This window comes from Paenibacillus piri (assembly GCF_004354045.1).
In the GTDB taxonomy this organism is placed as follows: Bacteria; Bacillota; Bacilli; order Paenibacillales; family NBRC-103111; genus Paenibacillus_S; species Paenibacillus_S piri.
Genome location: NZ_SMRT01000001.1, coordinates 997,258 through 1,014,990, shown reverse-complemented (window position 1 = coordinate 1,014,990; position 17,733 = coordinate 997,258). Strand labels below are relative to the sequence as shown.

The window sequence follows — 17,733 nt, the reverse complement described above, 5'->3', positions numbered from 1 at the left end:
CGCTGTGCCCCCAGCTTAGTTGGGCGAGGCGGCTGCGGTCTCGCGCTGCGCGGAAGCGGAAGAAGAAGCGCCGTTCACGGCTTCGGCTTGCCTCGGTCCGCTGTCTCCGCCATCCGTCCCGCTCGCGCCATTCGTAATGGCGTCGATCTCGGCCAGCTCTTCGGCGGACAGCTTCTCCCCGACATGCTGTAGCGATTCGGCAACCTGATTCGGATTGGACGCCCCGAGGATCGCCGATGTAACATGCGAACGGCTCACGACCCAGGTCAGCGCCAGCTGCGCCAGGGACCAGCCTTTGCGCTCGGCGATTCCCTTCAACCCCTCGACGATTTGGAAATTGCGCTCTTCGGCGAGCAGCGGCTTCAGTCGCTGCTCGCCGGCTGCACCGCGCGTCCCCGCCGGCGGCGTCTCGCCGAACCTGTACTTGCCGGTCAGTAATCCGCGTCCCAGAGGGCTGTACACGATCACGCCAACCCCTTCGGAGGCGGCGAACGGCAGCAGCTCCCGTTCAATTCCGCGGGCGATTATGCTGTACTCCGGCTGTACGCTTTCGAACCGGTGCAAATTCAGAACGGCCGACAATCCGTGCGCCTTGGCAATTTGCCAGGCGGCATAGTTGGAAGCGCCCAGATAGCGCACTTTTCCTTGGCGGACCAAATCGTCCAGCGCCCGCAGCGTCTCCTCGAGCGGCGTGTTTTCGTCAAACCGGTGCACCTGGTACAAATCGATATAATCCGTTTTCAGCCGCTTCAGGCTGTTTTCCACCGCCCGGATAATATGATACCGGCTTTGCCCGGCATCGTTGGCTTCCACCCCGACGCGACCGTGAACCTTGGTGGCCAGGATGATTCTGCTCCGGCGCGGGCCGAGCAAATTGCCGAGAATCGTCTCGGATTGGCCGGATTCCAACGGGTTTTGGTTGTCTGTTCCTTTTCCGTACACATCGGCTGTATCGATGAGCGTAATGCCCGCATCCAGCGCCGCGTCCAGCACCTCGGCCGAATGGCGCTGATCGATCCAGCGACCGAACGCCATCGTTCCCAGGCTCACCTCGGACACTTTCAAGCCGGTTCTTCCCAATCTTCGCAAAGCTATCGTCATTCTATGACACTCCCTTTAGTTTGATTAAATAATGAAAACTCCACAGCTGTAGTTCCGCCGTTTTGAAACAAGCTGCCGTTGCGGGCGCGGCGGGTAATCCTTCTGCTTCCCCGCTGCGGTTATGTCGTTGCCGGTTTTCAGCCATCCCTGTGATGCGGTTCCGTCGTTGCCCGGTTTTCAGCCATCCCTGTGATGTGATTCTGTCGTCGTCCGGGTTTCAGCCATCCCTGTGCTCCGGTTCTGTCGTTGCCCCGGTTTTCAGCCATCCCTGTGATGCGGTTGCGTCGTTGCCCGGTTTTCAGCCATCCCTGTGATGCGATTCTGTCGTCTTCCGGGTTTCAGCCATCCCTGTGCTCCGGTTCTGTCGTCTTCCGGGATCCAGCCCTCCCTGTAATGTGGTTCCTCGTTGTACTGAACTCCAGTCATCCTTGCGCCGCAATTTCTTGCGCTTGGCGGGCCCGTTCCCTGAGCTTTCGTTGAACCGCCGGAATGAGCGTCCGTCCCGACAAGGAAGCCTCCTCCAAATTCGGGTAGCCCGAAAGTATAAACGACGAGACGCCGATGTCGATATATTCAAGGAAGCGGTCAGCCACCTGCTCCGGCGTGCCGACGAAAGCCATTGCGCCGCCGCCGCGAATCGTCGACAGGCCCGCCCAAAAATTCGGGCCGATCACATAATCGTCCTTGGCGGACAGCCGCCGTACCCGATTTTGCCGTTGCTGACCGGCCGACTCCGCTTGCGAGAAACGCAGCTCCGTATCGGCCAGCACAGCCGGATCGACCTTGCTGACGATCCGCTTGGCCGCCGCCCAGGCTTCCTCCTCGGTATCGCGGATGACGACCTGGGCCCGGATGCCGTAGCGGATTTTCCGGTCAATGCCCTGCGTCCGCAGCAGCTCCTTCCGATGAAATTCCACCTCGTCAATCTGCTCCCGGATCCAGTCGACCGGCTCTGCCCACATGAGGTACACATCGGCGATTTCCGCCGCAGTTCGCTTGGCGGCAGGCGAGCTGCCGCCAAAATAAAACGGCGGATGCGGCCTTTGTACCAGCGAAGGATAGCTGACGCCGCCCTCCAGAGTAAAGTAAGTGCCGTTAAAGTTCAACGGCTCGATCTCCTTCTCCCGGCTGCGGCTCGCCAACAGCTTATTGCCTTCCACGCCATGGGAGTTGATCCACAGCTGGCGAACGATCTTTATATATTCCAGCGTCCGGGCATACCTGGCGTCTTTATCGAACGCCAACGAATCGCCCATCGCTTTCATATCGTCGGGCGAGCTGCCGGTCACGATGTTGATCAACGCCCGGCCGCCCGTCACCTCGTCCAGCGTCGCTCCCATCCGGGCGGCAAGCGCCGGTGCAATAAGACCTGGTCGCATCGCGACCAATGGCTTGAACACCTTCGTGTGCGCCGCCAGCGTCGCTCCCATGATCCATGCGTCGGTGCATGCGCCCCCGGTCGGTATTAACGCGAACGTATAGCCGGCCTCCTCGACGGCCTGCGCGACCTTGATCATGTATGGAGTATCGACAACCCGTTCCGGCTTTACGCCGATAAAGGGGCCGTCTCCCCGCGTCGGCATATACCAGCCGAATTCCGGCACCGCATCACTGCTGCCAATTGCCATTCCATCCACCTCTTTTTCATAAAATATTGACAACCCGGAATAAACGGCTTCGCCGACCTTGCGGGACGTGCGCGTTTATCAAGGTTGTGCGAAGCAAAGTGTAAAATCTTGCACTTTTTATTCAATCAAAAAAAACACAACGATGCGCTGTGCTTCTCCAGTTGTCTGGTCAGAGCTTTTTACCTCTATTCATTTTGAAATAATAGGGTTAAAAATGCTGTTACAGCCGCGCGATGTCGGCAGCTTTCCCAATTACAAAATCGTCGTCTTTGCGCTTTGGAACAGATTAGCGGGCTTTGCCAAGCCCAGATTTTCCCGGAGCGTCTTTCCTTCATATGACGTGCGGAACAATCCCCGGTTTTGCAGCTCGGGAATGACGCGGTCGACAAAAATATCGAGACCGTCAGGATAAATTTGCGGCATGACGTTAAATCCGTCGGCAGCTCCGTTCTTGAACCATTGCTCGATGACATCGGCCGCCTGCACCGGCGTTCCGGTAAACGTGAGATGTCCCCTCGCCCCGGCCAGACGGGCGACAAGCTGGCGGATCGTCAGCTGTTCGCTGCGCGCCAGATCGACGACAAGCTGGTGGCGGCTTTTATTGCCGTTCACCTCCTCCAGCTGCTTGGCCGCATGCAGCGGCACGGGTCCGTCCAGCGGATATTCGGACAAGTCGACGCCGAACCGGGCGGAGAGCCGGCCGACCGCCGCTTCTATATTCGTCAATGCGTTCAATTCCTCCTCAAGCTCGCGCGCTTCGGCAGCCGTCTCGGCAATGATCGGACTGAAGCCGGGCAAAATGTTCAGCTGTTGCGCGGTCCGGCCGTATTTGGCCAAGCGCGACTTCACATCGGCGTAAAACGACTGGGCGCCCGCTAAAGTTTGATGCGCGGTGAAGATGACCTCCGCCGTTTTGGCCGCCAGCTCCTTGCCGCTATCCGAAGAGCCCGCCTGCACCAGCACCGGATAGCCCTGCGGCGGACGGGGAATATTCAGCGGTCCTTTAATCGCGTAGTAGTTCCCTTTATAGTTTATTTCATGCACCTTGCCGTTCTCGATCTGTACGCCGGATTGTTTGTCATAGACGAGCGCATCATCCTCCCAGCTGTCCCACAGCCGCTTTGTTATTTCCACGAACTCCTCCGCATCGTCGTAACGCTCCGCATGCTCCGGATGCTCTTCCCTGCTGAAGTTGAAAGCCGCCGATTGAGCGCCCGTGACGATATTCCAGCCTGCCCGCCCGCCGCTTATATGATCGAGCGAAGCAAACTTTCGGGCCACGTGGAACGGCTCGTTGTAAGTAGTGCCCACCGTAGCGATCAAGCCGATGCGTTCGGTAACCATCGCTAACGCGGCCAGCTGCGTGAACGGCTCGAGCTTATTGGAGCGGCCCGCATAGCCGTCCGCCAAAAAAACGGAATCCATCAGCCCCCGCTCGGCGGTTTGCGCCAGCTGTTGAGAGTAGCGGATATCCAGGTTCAGCTCGGGCTTCGTTGCCGGATGCCGCCACGAAGCTTCGTGATGACCGCTCCCAAACAAAAATGCGTTTAAATGCAGCTTGCGTTCAGATTGACTCATGTCTCCAACTCCTTTTTTTATACCTCGTCCTTAGGGGACGAGCACGTTTATCAAGGTTGTGCGAAGTCTAAGTATAATATCTTATACTTTCTATTCAACGAACGAAAAAAAACCGGAGATCTGCCTGTGGCGGGATCTCCGGTTTTCCGGTAGCTATACTATATTATTCCTATTAATTTACTGTGTTTTTAACTATAATGCGCTCCGTTCGTTTTGTCAATCATCAATTTCAATTTTAAACTCCCGGCGGTTTAATCGGCAGCGATCCAGTGAATGTCCATACGTTCCGGCCTTATCCACCCATTCTGCGGGCGGAGCCGTATCGCTGATGACGATATCCGCCTTGTCCAAACTCTCGATTTTATAATAATGGTTCGTCCCGAGCCCCTTTCTTGCCGCAGCGAATGAAATTCTCTTCCTTTTGATTGCATATATACCCGCCGGTGACGCAAAATAATTGGAAGGAGCAGCCAATCAACCATCCGATTGCCCTCATTTGCTCATTTTTTCCCTTACAAAAAAATTACCAATCTCGTTTTTCGTATGAAATGAATTGACTGAGAGCGTCAGTACAATTAAACTATGGTTAATTATGTTTGTGTATGCACAGGAGACAAGCCCTTTTTCCCTTTAACGCTTTTCCCGGTTAAAATGATAAAGTGCTCTTAGGCAAGCATGCGAAACAAAGTTACAGATTGAGAGGGGACCTAATAATGATGAAAAAGAAAACATGGACATCGCTTGCACTCGCAGCGCTGCTGATTACCGCAGTCGGCTGCGGCCAAAAGCCGGGAAACACCGCGGCACCGCCTACAACCGGATCCGCCAACCCGGAGCAAAAAACGTATAAAGTCGCCATATCGCAAATCGCCGAGCATCCGTCGCTGGACGCGACGCGCCAAGGCTTCATCGCAGCGTTGAAGGACGCCGGAATCGTTGAGGGCAGCAGCCTGAAGCTTGATTACAACAACGCCCAGGGCGACCCTACGAACAATTTGTCCATCGCTCAGAAACTCGCTTCGGCCGATAACGATCTTGTACTCGCTATCGCCACTCCGTCCGCTCAAGCGGTCGTACAGCAGGTGAAAAAATCGCCTGTTCTTTTTGCGGCCGTAACCGATCCCGTCGCGGCGAAAATCGTAACCGATCTCGAAAAACCGGGCGGCAACGTCTCGGGCGCGTCCGATACGAATCCGGAAGCCATTACGAAGCTGATGGATTTCATCGCCGGCAATTTTCCGAAAGTGAAAACAGTCGGCGTCGTGATCAATGAAGGCGAGCCGAATGCCGTCGTCATGACGAAGAAAGCGGAAGAAGCATTGGCGAAGCACGGCATCAAGCTTATCAAAGCGCCTGTCACGAACACCTCGGAAGTCAAACAAGCGGGCCAATCGCTGATCGGCCGTGTGGACGCGATGTACATTACGCTGGACAACACCGTTGTAAGCGGCGTGGATACTTTGCTGCAAATTGCAAAAGATAAACATATCCCATTCTTCTCCAGCGATCGCGATACGGTCGAGAAAGGCGCATTCGCCACGTACGGCTTCAAATATTACGATCATGGCTACCAGGTCGGTCAGATGGCTGCCGACATTTTGAAAAACGGCAAAAAGCCGGCCGAGATGAAAGTAACCGTACCGGATAAGCTGGACCTCATTCTTAACCTGAAAGCAGCGAAAGATCAGGGAGTTGAGGTAACCGAGGCAATGAAATCGTCGGTGAAAGACAAAGAGAACAACATCATTCAATAATCATTGCCGGTTTTCACAAGGGGTGAACGGTCCTTCTCGTTCACCCCTTTTCCAAGTTGAGCTCAATTTTCGGGAGGTTATCCACCATGATAGATTCGCTATACGGTGCGGTTGAATTAGGACTGCTGTACGCGTTGATGGCGCTTGGCGTATACATCACGTTCCGCATTCTCGATTTTCCCGATTTGACCGTGGACGGCAGCTTTACGACTGGCGGAGCTATAGCTGCAATTATGATTACAAACCATTATTCTCCGCTGCTTGCCTGTCTGACGGCCTTCGTCGGCGGCCTCGCCGCCGGCGCATGTACGGGACTGCTGCATACAAAAGGAAAAATTAACGGACTGCTGTCCGGTATCTTAATGATGATCGCGCTGTACTCGATCAATATGCGGATTATGGGCAAGCCGAACATTTCGCTGCTCGGCAGCGACAGCTTGTTCAGTTCTGTATCGCCGTTTACGCTGATGGTGATTGTCGTCGTCGTCGTCAAACTGCTGCTCGACGCCTTTTTCCGCACCGATCTGGGGCTTGCGCTGCGGGCAACCGGCGATAACGCCCGGATGATCCGGAGCCTGGGGGCAAACACGGATACGACGACGATTCTCGGCGTCAGCTTGTCCAATGGGCTGGTCGCTTTATCCGGCGCGTTGATTGCCCAGCAATCCGGTTTTGCCGATATTTCGATGGGGATCGGGATGATCGTCATCGGTCTGGCTTCCGTCATTATCGGCGAAGCGATTTTTGGAGCGCGCACCATATTTCGCGCCACCCTTGCCGCTGTGCTGGGCTCCATCATCTATCGGATTGTCGTGGCGATCGCGCTGCAGGTCGAATGGCTGAAAACGTCCGACTTGAAGCTGATTACCGCTATTATCGTCATCATCGCGCTGGTTCTGCCCTCCATGCAGCGTTCGTTGAGACAGCGGGCCTACGCGAAAAGGCGTTCCGCCGAGCTGACGGCTGCCGTCATGAAGCAAAACCCGGGAGGTGGCCGTTAATGCTGCAGATCGCCCATGTATCCAAATTGTTCAACCCGGGAACCGCGGACGAAAAAATCGCCTTGATCGACATTAATCTGAAGCTTAACCCAGGCGATTTCATTACGGTTATCGGCAGTAACGGGGCGGGGAAATCGACGCTGATGAATGTTATTTCCGGTGTCATGACGCCCGATGCCGGGGAAGTGAAAATTGACGGAAACGCGATTCATCAGCTTCCTGAATTTAAGCGCAGCCGTTGGGTCGGACGCGTCTTTCAAGATCCGATGGCCGGTACGGCGCCCCGGATGACGATTGAGGAAAACCTCGCGATGGCGTATAAGCGCGGCAAATCGCGCTGGCTCGGATTTGGCGTAACCGCCGGCAAGCGCGCCTTCTTCCATGATCAGCTCAAGCGGCTCGGCATCGGCCTGGAAAACAGGCTGCGCGCCAAGGTCGGCCTGCTGTCCGGCGGCGAGAGACAAGCGCTCAGCCTGCTGATGGCTACGTTCACAAAGCCGCAAATTTTGCTGCTGGACGAGCACACGGCGGCGCTGGACCCGGCCAGGGCGGAGCTGATCACCCGTCTGACGGAGGAAATCGTTCGCGAGATGAAGCTGACGACGCTGATGGTCACCCACAACATGGAGCAGGCGATCCGTCTCGGCAACCGGCTGATCATGATGGATAAAGGCCGGATCATTCTCGACGTCAACGAGCAGCGAAAAAAAGATTTGACGATCGAGCAGCTGCTCGGCGAGTTTGAAAAAATTAGCGGCAGCAAGCTGTCCGACGACCGGGTCGTGCTCGGTTAAGCGGTGCGGTACAAAAAGAGCTTCCCCGCACAAACGTTCATAACGCTATTTATCGAAACGCAAAGAAGATCGCCAAGCCCGGACAAGCCGGGCCATAGCGGTCTCCTTTTTTTTCATGCGCACGTTATCGGCAGCGCTCGACCGCCGCCTGTTCGGACATTTTCGCCGTTAAGATAAGCGTGTCAGCGTATTATTCGGTCAGACCTTCAGCTGATATTCCGCTTTGTACTCTCTGTATTCCGGGTTTTCTCCGCAAATCATCAGACCTTGCCCCCAGTTGATGTGAACGTCGCTGGTCGGCGGATCGGCCGGATCCCGGAATTGGAACAGGACATTCCTTCTGGGGCGCCGGCTGCGGTTAATGTCCGAGCCATGGATGGTCAAGTAGTTGAAGAACAGTACATCCCCGGCATTGGCCGGACAAGGCATCGCCGATGTTAGCGGATATTCGCGGTGGTCCAAATACCATCTGCCGACATGGGGCAGCGGACCATTTTTGTGACTTTCGGGGATGACGCACAAACAGCCGTTCTCCATATCCGAATCGTCCATATGAACGCTTGCCGCCAGCATCGAATGATTGGCATGGGGAAAGTAAGGATAATCCTGATGCAGCGGAAAGGCTGCGCCCTTCTCCGGCGGCTTGACAAGCATCTTGCTGTGATGCAGCTGTACATTCGGCCCGATTAATAACGACAATATGGCTCTCATGTTCGGATGGCAGGCGGCTCGCGTAAATACGGCGTCATGGTAATGAACATCATGAAACCCTTTCAGCACAAGGCTTTTCAACTCATCCGGAGGCAAATAATCCCCTTGCCATGTATGGCTTTGTTTAATATGCTTGGCTGTCGCCGCCTTCGTTATAATACGGTCCGTAGCCAGACGCATGTCGTTCACTTCCTCCGGAGCGTACACCCCCTTCACGAGCAAATACCCGTTTTCATTGTAAAAATCGGCATCCTGTGCTTTAATCATACTACGAGTCCTCCCCTTTCAAGCAGCTGGTTGAAGCGATAATCTCCTTTCATTATAGGGTTTGTTTATCGAATTTGTATTTGTCAAATTCAGTCCACTTTTTGTATTTTTCAGACAGGATGGTGATAGAGATGTTTCAATTTCAATCGGAAAAGGCATTGTCGATATTGGAAAGCTTCGCATCGCATCCCGGGGACGACCGGCTGCAATTTAGGGTCCATTATTGGGGAATCAATCCCATGCATTATGACAACCATCTGCATAAGCATTCGTTTTATGAAATATGCTATGTGATTGACGGGTCGGGCCGGTACTTGGACGACGGCCATTGGTTTGCGCTTGAACCGGGCACGCTTTTCTGCTCCAGACCCGGTATTTGGCATCAAATCCGCAGCGATGCAGGCATGTATTTGCTGTTTGTAGCGTTCGAGCCTGATTCCGCTCATTCCGATCCGCAAGCTTTACGAATGTATCAAACGCTGCATACGACGGACCGGTTTCTGCTTCACCAAGCCAACCATACTTCAACGGCTCTGCTATGGCAGGCTTTGATGAGGCAGCTGGAGGCGCCGCACCCGTTATGGAAAGAAACGTTATCACCCATGGCTCTGGCTCTTATCGTTTCGTTCTGCAGTACGTTCCGCAAACCGGACGAGGATATGAGGACCATTCCCCCGATTAAAACGGATGCCCGCCTGCTCAAAAGAGCATGCGTTTTCATTATAGACAATATATCCCAGCCGCTTCCGCTTGACTCTATCGCCCGATATTTGAATATATCCGGCCGCCATTTATCCCGTTTGTTTTCCGAGAAGCTCGGAATCAGCTACATAGGTTACGTGCAGCGCGAACGGGTTCGCCACGCCGCCGAGCTGCTTGCTTATACGGATATATCCATTCTGGAGGCTGCAGAAAAGACCGGCTTCAATTCGGTCCATTATTTCACTCGGGTATTCGCCAAACAAACCGGACTTCCGCCGGGGGAGTATCGTCAGTTGCACAGATCAACCCTTGATCCCCGTTAAAGTTACGCCTTCAATAATATATCTTTGCCCGAGAATGTAGACAATAAGAACGGGAATGACTGCAATGGCCGAGCCTGCCATCATTAATGTCCAATCGGTTATGTACATGCCCCGAAATAAATTAAGCAAAAGAGGAACGGTAAACTTTTCGGGGCTGTTCAAAAATATAAGCGGTCCGAAGAAGCTGTTCCACATGCTTAAAAAGGTAAAAATAGCCAGTGCCGCAATGGCCGGTTTGATCAAAGGGATGATGATGCGCCAATAAATCGTCCAGCGGTTGGCGCCGTCCACGATGGCCGCTTCCTCCAGCTCATCCGGAATGCTTTTTATAAACTGCCGCAGTAAAAATACGCCGAACGCATTAAACAAGGCCGAGGGAACAATTAAAGACAGATGGGAATCCAGCCAGCCGATCCCCTTCATCATCAAATACAGCGGAATGATCGTAACCTGATGGGGAACCATCATCGTAGCCAAAAATAAAACAAAAATCGTTTCCCGGAACGGGAAGCGGATTTTGGCGAACGCATAGGCCGCCATCGAGCAAGTAATCAGCTTGCAGGACACCGAAATAAAAGCGATGTAGAAGCTGTTGAAATAAGCTTGGCCGAATGGCAGCGCTTCCCATGACTTTCTGTAGTTCCCCCATTCCCAGGGATCGGGTATCCACTTGGGCGGAATTAAAAAAATTTGCGAGAACTGCTTGAGCGAGCTTAGCACCATCCATAAAAACGGGGCTATCATAATCATCGCGCCGATGATCAATATGACATGCAGCATAACCGTAAATACGGTGCTGCTCCCGCTGCGGTCCGTCTTAAGCGCGGTCAATTCCGTCATGCGGTCCCGGGATTCTTGAACTGCTTTTGCTTCCATATCGTTTGCCTCCTTCTGCGCTTTATGCTATCCGCCATAATGAACCCACCTTTTGGACATATGCATTTGAATGAGCGTCAGCGTCAAAATGATAGCAAACAATATCACTGCGGCCGCAGCGCTTTTACCGAAAGTGAATTCCACAAAGGCCAGCTGATACACGTGATAGACGATCGTATAGCTTGCCTTGGCCGGGCCTCCCCCCGTCATAATGAACGATTGGTCGAACACCTGGAAAGATCCGATAATGGACATGATCGTCGCAAAAAAAGTCGTAGGCGACAGCAGGGGAAGCGTGATGTGCCAAAACTGGCGAAACTTGCTGGCTCCGTCAATCTGCGCAGCCTCGTAATAGGAAGCCGAAATTCCTTGAAGACCGGCCAAAAACAGTACCATGTTGCCTCCAAGCCCCCACCAAATACTCATCATCGCAATCGAGGGGATGACAAGCTGCCGGTTCGTCAGCCAATCGGGGCCGATAATCCCGAACCACTGCTTCAAATATACGTTAATGATGCCAAATTCCGAATTCAGCAACCACAGCCAGACGATGGAGACGGCAATCGAGCTTGTCACAACGGGCATATAAAAGAACAACCGGTAAATCACTTTGCCGCGTACCTTGTTCAGCGCCACCGCTACCAGCACAGCGAGAAAGATCCCGACAGGCACAACCAAAGCCGTATACCACGCCGTATTGAACAAAGCCAGCTTAAAATCGGGATTATGAAACTGGCTTGTAAAATTCCCGAGCCCGATAAATTGCTTCTCGCCGAAGCCGTCCCACTTCATGAAGCTTAAAATAAAGGCGGAGACGAGCGGAATTAAGGCGAATAAAATAAGTCCGACCATTTGAGGCAAAATAAAAAAATAACCCCAAAGGCCTTCCGACATCCGTTTTTTCATTGGTCACCCACCCTTCGTTAATAAGGGGGAAGGCTCCTCTGAAGCAGCCTTCCCATCCCCTATCGAGTGCTTATTTTTTGCTGGACTTATATTCCGCAATTTTCTGATTGGCCTTTACGCCAAGATTTTTAAGCGTCTCGTCCAGATTTCCGTCCTTCAGCCAGAGCGCCTCCATCTCGTCCAGTATTACTTTGCTTAGACCGGGTATACCCGCTTCGGCCGGCGTTAACGCGTAGCCGATTTCACGCGCTTCCAGAAAATATTTGGAATGCTCCGGCAAATTGCCTTCGGCAACGACCTGATCCGCGCCCATTATGGAAGGAACCGCATTGCCTCCGCCTTGAAGGCGGAACATCTGGCCTTCCTTGGAAACGAATTCGCTAATAAATTGATAAGCTTCCTTCGGATATTTGGTCGTCTTGTTCAATACCATATAAGCGGTCGCCACGCCTGCAGGTTCAATCTTTTTCCCTGTATTGGTCGGGAAAGGCACGACGTCAAACTGAAGATCTTTATTTTGTTTAAATATCGGCAAATACCAGCGGCCTGCGGACACGTATCCGACCTGATTGGACATGAACATGGCATCCCCGCCCTGTCCTTTCGGCAAAGTGCCGGCAAACGTAATATTTTTATTTTTTATATTGTCATAAAGAAATTTGTAGCCTTCCACGCTTTTCGGGTCCTTATCCGCTACAAACTCGCCTTTATCATTGTAAATGGTTCCTCCATTAGCCGTTAGAAAGCTGTAATACCGGTACCAGCTGTTGTCCAGCACGAAGCCATGCTTGCCGTTGGCGCGTATTTTCTCCAGCGTGCCTTTAAACGCATTCCAATTCCATTCGCCGCGTTCATACAAATCCGCAGGCATGACGGAAACGCCGGATTCCTGCAAAAGCTTTTTATTGTACCAAAGCACAATCGGGTTGCAATCCACAGGGATTCCATATATTTTCTCATTTTGTTTACCCGGGCCCCATAGCCCTTTGTAGAAATCATTTTCTTTGATTTTGCCTTCTCCCCCTTTCAAATAAGGGGTCAGCTCCGTAACGGTCTGGTTTTCAATCAGCTTGATCATCGTTTCGACCCCGGAATAAAATACATCCGGCGCCGTTCCCCCGCTTAGCTGGGTCAATATTTTTTGCTCGTAATCGCTCGGGATCGGAATCAATTCAAATTCGACGTTCGCGTTCTTTGCGTTATATTCTTTAGTGAACTCCTGGAATCGGCTTAATTCCCCGGGATTTCCCCATGTCGCCCATTTCAGCTTTATTTTTTCCCCGGCCTTGGGGGCCGCTGTCTGCCCTCCCGCTTTGCCTTGCCCCCCGTCATTGCTGCAAGCTTGCATCAGAGGAACCAAGGTCATAGTCGCCGTTAATAATGCAAGCGGTAATCTGGTTTTCAGCTTCATATCGATCATCCTTCCGGCAAAATAATAATGAATACGCTTTCAGTATATCTTTTGCTTTTTTCGATTGGTACCGCTTATATTCCGAAAAGGTGCATTGCTTTCCGAAATTTGGGAGACGGGATTTTAGCCCCGCCCCTCTCTGTAATCGGCCGGCGATACTTTCATGACCTTTTTAAAAACTTTGCTAAAATATTTGACGTCGTTGAATCCGGATAATTCCGCAACTTCATACACCTTTAATGTCGTGGTCCGAAGAAGCTCGCACGCGCATTTCAGTCTTAAATGGGTTAAATAGTCGATAAAGTTTTGATCCATTACTTTTTTGAACATCTCGCTAAAATAATTTTTACTTACCGCCACGTGATCCGCCACATCCTGCAATGAAATATTTTGCTTATAATGGGCTTTCAAATAAGCTACCGCATTGCCTACAATACGCCGATGGGTGCCGAGATCTTCCTCGGACTCGTCCCCGGAGCTCCACAGCTTTTCGAAAACATGCCGGATCAAGCCTTGCACCTCGTCTACCGTTTCCATAAATGCCAACGCTTCAATCTGCTCGACGGGAGTTATTCTTTTATTCCTGCACATTTCGAACAGCGAGATCAGGTCCTGAGCTTCGCGCTTCACTTCCGTCGGCGTTCGATGCTCCTTGGTCCAGTATTGCATCAGCCGGTTCAAGTGAACGGAAGCCTTCTCCCTGCCTGCGACGGTTATCGCTTCCTTGAGCCGGATCATCAATGCTTCCGCTTCGCTTTTGTCCGCACCGCAAAAGTACGGTTCATACGGCAGAATGCCTCCAAGTCCCTCGTAAAAACGTAATTTCGCCGCCATTTTCCCTTCCTGCATAGCTTGTTTAACCGATTCCGCTCCGGTAAACCTTCGGCTGACTCCCAATGTAAACGAAAATCCCCGGCTTTTAAGCTTGGATTGGAACAAGGATACGCGCTCCATAAAATCGCACTGCTCATTCGGCTGGGGCATAATCATGATTAAGGGACCGGAAAATCCCCTGACGGCAACGCCTTCACCGATGATTTCATAATAGCTCTCCTGGATTTCTTCCATCGTAATTTCCACGTACACGTCTTCTTCCGAAAGGAAATTTAGAGCGCCGTCCAGCAGGCATACGACGATCCGGTAGCCTTCATTCATCCACAGCAGCGCATGGTCCGGCTGATGCACGGCAGACGCCTCTCCCGCTACCATCTTCATGAAGGCTTTCTCCAGCTCGATGCGTTTTTCCGACAGCTCGTTTTGAATATACATGCTATTGATTTTGCGCTCCTCCAGAAGCTGCAGCTTGACTTTTTCCAAAATTTCCTTCAAGCCTTCCGGCTCCAGTGTCGGCTTCAGTATATAATCGGATGCGCCCAGACGCATCGCTTCCCTGACGTAAGCAAAATCGCTATGGCAGCTGAGCAATACGATCTTGATCCATGGGGACCGCTCTCTGGCCATGCGCATTAATTCCAAACCGTCCATGACCGGCATGGCAATATCGGTAATCAGGATATCGACTTCGTTACGTTCTATCCAGCGAAGCGCGCTTTTACCGTTCGATGCTTCTCCGATCAAGCTAAACCCGTGCGACTCCCAATCGAATGTCGTCCTTAACGCCATGCGGGCGAAAGGCTCATCATCGACCAATAAAACCCGATAGATGCTCATGCTTATCCCCCTCGCTGAAATAGGTTCCGTATTCGGACTCGGCAGACGCTTTTTTGATCGGAAAGGTCAAGGTTACACTAGTGCCATGCCCCTCCTTGCTTTCCACCTGCACACCGTAAGAAGCTCCGTAATACAATTGGAGTGTTTGATGTACATGAAAGAGACCGATCCTCGTCATTCCGGTCGTTTTCGTGCTGTCTTTTCCGGAAAGCAGCTGCGGCACCTTATCCTTTTCGATGCCCATACCATCATCCTTAATGACAATGACGGCATTGTTTCCGTTCGTACTAACAGTGATCTCAATGGAGCCTTCATCCTCCTTCGGAGCAATTCCATGGAAAATCGCGTTTTCCACGATGGGCTGCAGCAGCATTCTCGGTAACGTCAAATCCGCCAGCTCCCGGGGACTATGTATGTTCAAAGCGATTCCGTTATTGTACCGGTATTGCTGGATCACCATATATTTCTCAAGCAATTCAAGCTCTTCCCCCAATTTCACGATAGAGCCGCTTCTTTCCAGACTCGCTTCAAGCAAATGCACCAGATTAGTAATGGCGTTGGCTACATCCTCCGTCCTTTGCAGCTTTGCCATCCACCGAATCGAATTGAGCGTATTGTATAAAAAATGCGGATTGATTTGATAGCGCATGGCCCGGATTTCCGCCTTTTTCTTTTCATTCTCCTCTTTCGCAATCCGTTGGATAAGAACGTCGATTTGGCGAATCATTTTATTGAAGCTTTGTCCGAGCTGGCCGATTTCATTTTTACCCGTAATGTTGAAGCGCACCGACAAATCCCCCGCCTCGCTTCGCTTCATCAGCTTGCTCAGATGGATAAGCGGCTGGCCGATTTTATGCGTCACAAAAAAACCGATGATGACCGCCACGATAGCGGAAGCCAAAGCGATCCAAACCGTCAAATCCCGTATTTCCATGGAGCTCGCCACCAGCTCTTGAACCGGTACGATGCCCGCTACCCTCCAGCCGTTATCCAGCTCCGACGGAATCACCATCATATCCCGGCCTCTTATATTCGTCACTTGTGTTCGATTCGGCAAAATCAGATCCGAGGCCTGACTATACAGCGAGGAATCGCGATGATACACAAACCGGTTGCTTTGATCGATCATGTAGGCATATCCGGTTTGACCGAATTGAATGGCGTCAAGCGTTTCCGTCAATATTTTCCCCCTCGCCTCTATGAACATCACTCCGATGATTTTTCCCGTATCGACATCTTTAATCGTCCGTCCCAATCCGAAAACGGGAATTCCCATGTTAATCCCTTTCAAATAGGAGGTATCGGACAGACCGAACCAAACTGTGGGACCGTTGGCTTTGATGATTTGTTCGTACCATTCCGTCTTCCAGGGGTCCATAACGCTTTGCAGGGGCGAGCTGACAACCGAGTTTTGCCTGTTGATGTCGAGAATATAAATATCCATCACTTCAGGCATATTCATCATCAACGAAATTAAAAAATCTTTGGCTTCGGTATTCAGTTTAATATTGTCGTAGGGAGTTATGGTATTCTTAGATTGCAGAGCCTCTTGTATCGTTTTATTGCTGAGCAGCCTCATCGATGTATTATCGAGACCTTTAAAAACAAAATTTAAATTGTCCCTCACCTGTTTTATCGTTAATGAGGCTACATTGCTCACCTGATCCTCAATCATGCGCGCCGACTTTTCATACGACAAGTAACCGCCAATCAAAACCGGAATGAGAATGCTTACGAAAAAAAGTAAAAACAGCTGGAGCGCAATCGAATGTAAGCGGTTAAATGTTGCGATGCGAAATAATTTGGGCCCGGCCATGCTTCATCCTCCATTCAAAAATTAATTATTGTCGGGTCAGATCGCCCGTCGGACAGCTTCTAGTATATTATTCAATTAAAGGGTCTTATTTCCTCCCGGACCCATCCTTCCGGACGACGGCATCACCGTCCCTCAAGGGCGGGCAAATTTATCAAATTTGGCAAAACAAAAAACTCCCGAAAGAAGGGGCTCCCTTGGAAAATCGAAGTTCATTATCCGATCGGCGCTTTCCCCGAATTAGGATGGCCGGCGATTTTACAGTGAAAGCCGGATGGACGCTGGATAAGAGGCAATTATATGAATATGAGCTTGTTTATTTCCCGGCCGGCACTCAAACCCGCTATACGGTTGAAGACAAATACTACATTCTGGACGAGCCCTGCTTCATTCTAACCCGTCCATTGGAACCGCATATGTACCAATTCGACTCCTTGCAACCGACAAGACATTTGTTTATTCATTTTGATATCGACTTGCCGGCGGCTGACCGGCCTGCGTGTTCCATTTTATCGCCCGGATCCGCATCTTTAATCCCGAGCGCGCAAATATCAATTCTTCCCGGCTTATTAAAGCAAATTATACATCTGGCTTCTGCCAAACCGATCCGTTGGATGGAGAGAGGCGCTTTGCTGCTGTATACCCTTTTGACTGAATTGGACGCCGCCGCTTCGGACATCGGCAGCATGGAATCCCCGCCTCCGTCACAAATCTCAAAGGCTCTTCAATACATTGACCATCATCTGACGCGGTCTCTTTCCGTCGCCGAAATCGCCCGCGATTCCGGATGGACGCATGAGCATTTCACAAGAGTTTTTGTGCAGGCTGTAGGCGTTTCTCCGCAAAGCTTCATCGCCCGCCGTCGTATTGAGAAAGCAAGCCAATTGCTTATTCAAACCAACTCCAGCATTAAAGAGATAGCTTACGCCGTCGGCTTCCGGGACGAACATTATTTTTCCAGATGCTTCTCCAAAATAAAAGGCCGTTCGGCATCCGATTACCGCAACCAATTTTCGGATCCGCGCGCACAGCACTTGGCCCCGGCCGAGGCGTATACCGCTGCCTATCCGATGAACCGTTATTTCATCTATTCAAGGGAATAATTATCAAATCCGTCCACCAAACAAACATATTCGTTCATTGAGCAAGCCGTGACGATTATAGATAATGAAATTAACCAAAGATAAACGGTTTCTC

14 protein-coding genes are annotated in these 17,733 nt (G+C 51.6%); 5 read left to right on the top strand and 9 right to left on the bottom strand.

All coding sequences use genetic code 11. From position 1 onward, the window contains the following. Positions 1 to 15 precede the first annotated feature (15 nt). From E1757_RS04240 to E1757_RS04230, 3 genes are all read right to left on the bottom strand, one after another. Positions 16 to 1,101, bottom strand: coding sequence for an aldo/keto reductase (locus tag E1757_RS04240; RefSeq protein ID WP_133225542.1), 1,086 nt, complete (start codon positions 1,099 to 1,101; stop codon positions 16 to 18). Between the two features lie 422 nt (positions 1,102 to 1,523). After that, complete coding sequence (locus E1757_RS04235; RefSeq protein WP_133225541.1) at positions 1,524 to 2,729, bottom strand: LLM class flavin-dependent oxidoreductase; 1,206 nt, start codon at positions 2,727 to 2,729, stop codon at positions 1,524 to 1,526. Positions 2,730 to 2,981: 252 nt separating this feature from the next. Then, positions 2,982 to 4,307 (bottom strand): LLM class flavin-dependent oxidoreductase, encoded by a 1,326-nt coding sequence (locus E1757_RS04230; protein ID WP_133225540.1) that lies wholly within the window; start codon positions 4,305 to 4,307, stop codon positions 2,982 to 2,984. A gap of 716 nt (positions 4,308 to 5,023) precedes the next feature. On the opposite strand from E1757_RS04230, the gene E1757_RS04225 reads away from it, so the two are divergent. From E1757_RS04225 to E1757_RS04215, 3 genes are all read left to right on the top strand, one after another. Further along, a complete protein-coding gene (locus E1757_RS04225) occupies positions 5,024 to 6,061 on the top strand; it encodes an ABC transporter substrate-binding protein (RefSeq protein WP_133225704.1) in 1,038 nt (345 codons plus the stop codon). Between the two features lie 86 nt (positions 6,062 to 6,147). After that, positions 6,148 to 7,062, top strand: coding sequence for an ABC transporter permease (locus E1757_RS04220; RefSeq protein ID WP_133225539.1), 915 nt, complete (start codon positions 6,148 to 6,150; stop codon positions 7,060 to 7,062). After that, positions 7,062 to 7,856: an ABC transporter ATP-binding protein gene (locus E1757_RS04215; RefSeq protein WP_133225538.1), complete on the top strand. Its 795-nt coding sequence runs from the start codon at positions 7,062 to 7,064 to the stop codon at positions 7,854 to 7,856. The genes E1757_RS04220 and E1757_RS04215 overlap by 1 nt, the downstream gene beginning before the upstream one ends. Positions 7,857 to 8,054: 198 nt before the next feature. Here E1757_RS04215 and E1757_RS04210 read toward each other — a convergent pair whose 3' ends face one another. Beyond that, complete coding sequence (locus tag E1757_RS04210; RefSeq protein ID WP_133225537.1) at positions 8,055 to 8,834, bottom strand: phytanoyl-CoA dioxygenase family protein; 780 nt, start codon at positions 8,832 to 8,834, stop codon at positions 8,055 to 8,057. A 131-nt stretch (positions 8,835 to 8,965) separates the two neighbouring features. Between E1757_RS04210 and E1757_RS04205 the strand changes: the two genes are divergently transcribed. Then, positions 8,966 to 9,859 carry an AraC family transcriptional regulator gene (locus E1757_RS04205; RefSeq protein WP_165971946.1) on the top strand — a complete coding sequence of 298 codons (894 nt, stop codon included), beginning with the start codon at positions 8,966 to 8,968 and terminating at the stop codon, positions 9,857 to 9,859. On the opposite strand, the gene E1757_RS04200 is transcribed toward E1757_RS04205, so the two are convergent. The 5 genes from E1757_RS04200 to E1757_RS04180 all read right to left on the bottom strand — a co-directional run bounded on the left by E1757_RS04200 (position 9,839) and on the right by E1757_RS04180 (position 16,539). Continuing rightward, positions 9,839 to 10,639, bottom strand: a complete 801-nt coding sequence (locus E1757_RS04200; RefSeq protein WP_425464819.1) for a carbohydrate ABC transporter permease — start codon at positions 10,637 to 10,639, stop codon at positions 9,839 to 9,841. The genes E1757_RS04205 and E1757_RS04200 overlap by 21 nt on opposite strands. A gap of 123 nt (positions 10,640 to 10,762) precedes the next feature. Continuing rightward, positions 10,763 to 11,641 carry a carbohydrate ABC transporter permease gene (locus tag E1757_RS04195; protein WP_133225535.1) on the bottom strand — a complete coding sequence of 293 codons (879 nt, stop codon included), beginning with the start codon at positions 11,639 to 11,641 and terminating at the stop codon, positions 10,763 to 10,765. A 70-nt stretch (positions 11,642 to 11,711) separates the two neighbouring features. After that, on the bottom strand, positions 11,712 to 13,061 hold the full coding sequence (locus tag E1757_RS04190) for an ABC transporter substrate-binding protein (RefSeq protein ID WP_133225534.1): 1,350 nt from the start codon (positions 13,059 to 13,061) through the stop codon (positions 11,712 to 11,714). Positions 13,062 to 13,175: 114 nt separating this feature from the next. Beyond that, positions 13,176 to 14,723: a response regulator transcription factor gene (locus E1757_RS04185; RefSeq protein WP_246079002.1), complete on the bottom strand. Its 1,548-nt coding sequence runs from the start codon at positions 14,721 to 14,723 to the stop codon at positions 13,176 to 13,178. After that, positions 14,692 to 16,539, bottom strand: coding sequence for a cache domain-containing sensor histidine kinase (locus tag E1757_RS04180; RefSeq protein ID WP_133225533.1), 1,848 nt, complete (start codon positions 16,537 to 16,539; stop codon positions 14,692 to 14,694). Before E1757_RS04180 ends, E1757_RS04185 begins: the two co-directional genes overlap by 32 nt. A gap of 194 nt (positions 16,540 to 16,733) precedes the next feature. Here E1757_RS04180 and E1757_RS04175 point away from each other — a divergent pair, with 194 nt between their 5' ends. Continuing rightward, positions 16,734 to 17,639, top strand: coding sequence for a helix-turn-helix domain-containing protein (locus E1757_RS04175; RefSeq protein ID WP_165971945.1), 906 nt, complete (start codon positions 16,734 to 16,736; stop codon positions 17,637 to 17,639). Positions 17,640 to 17,733: the final 94 nt, after the last annotated feature.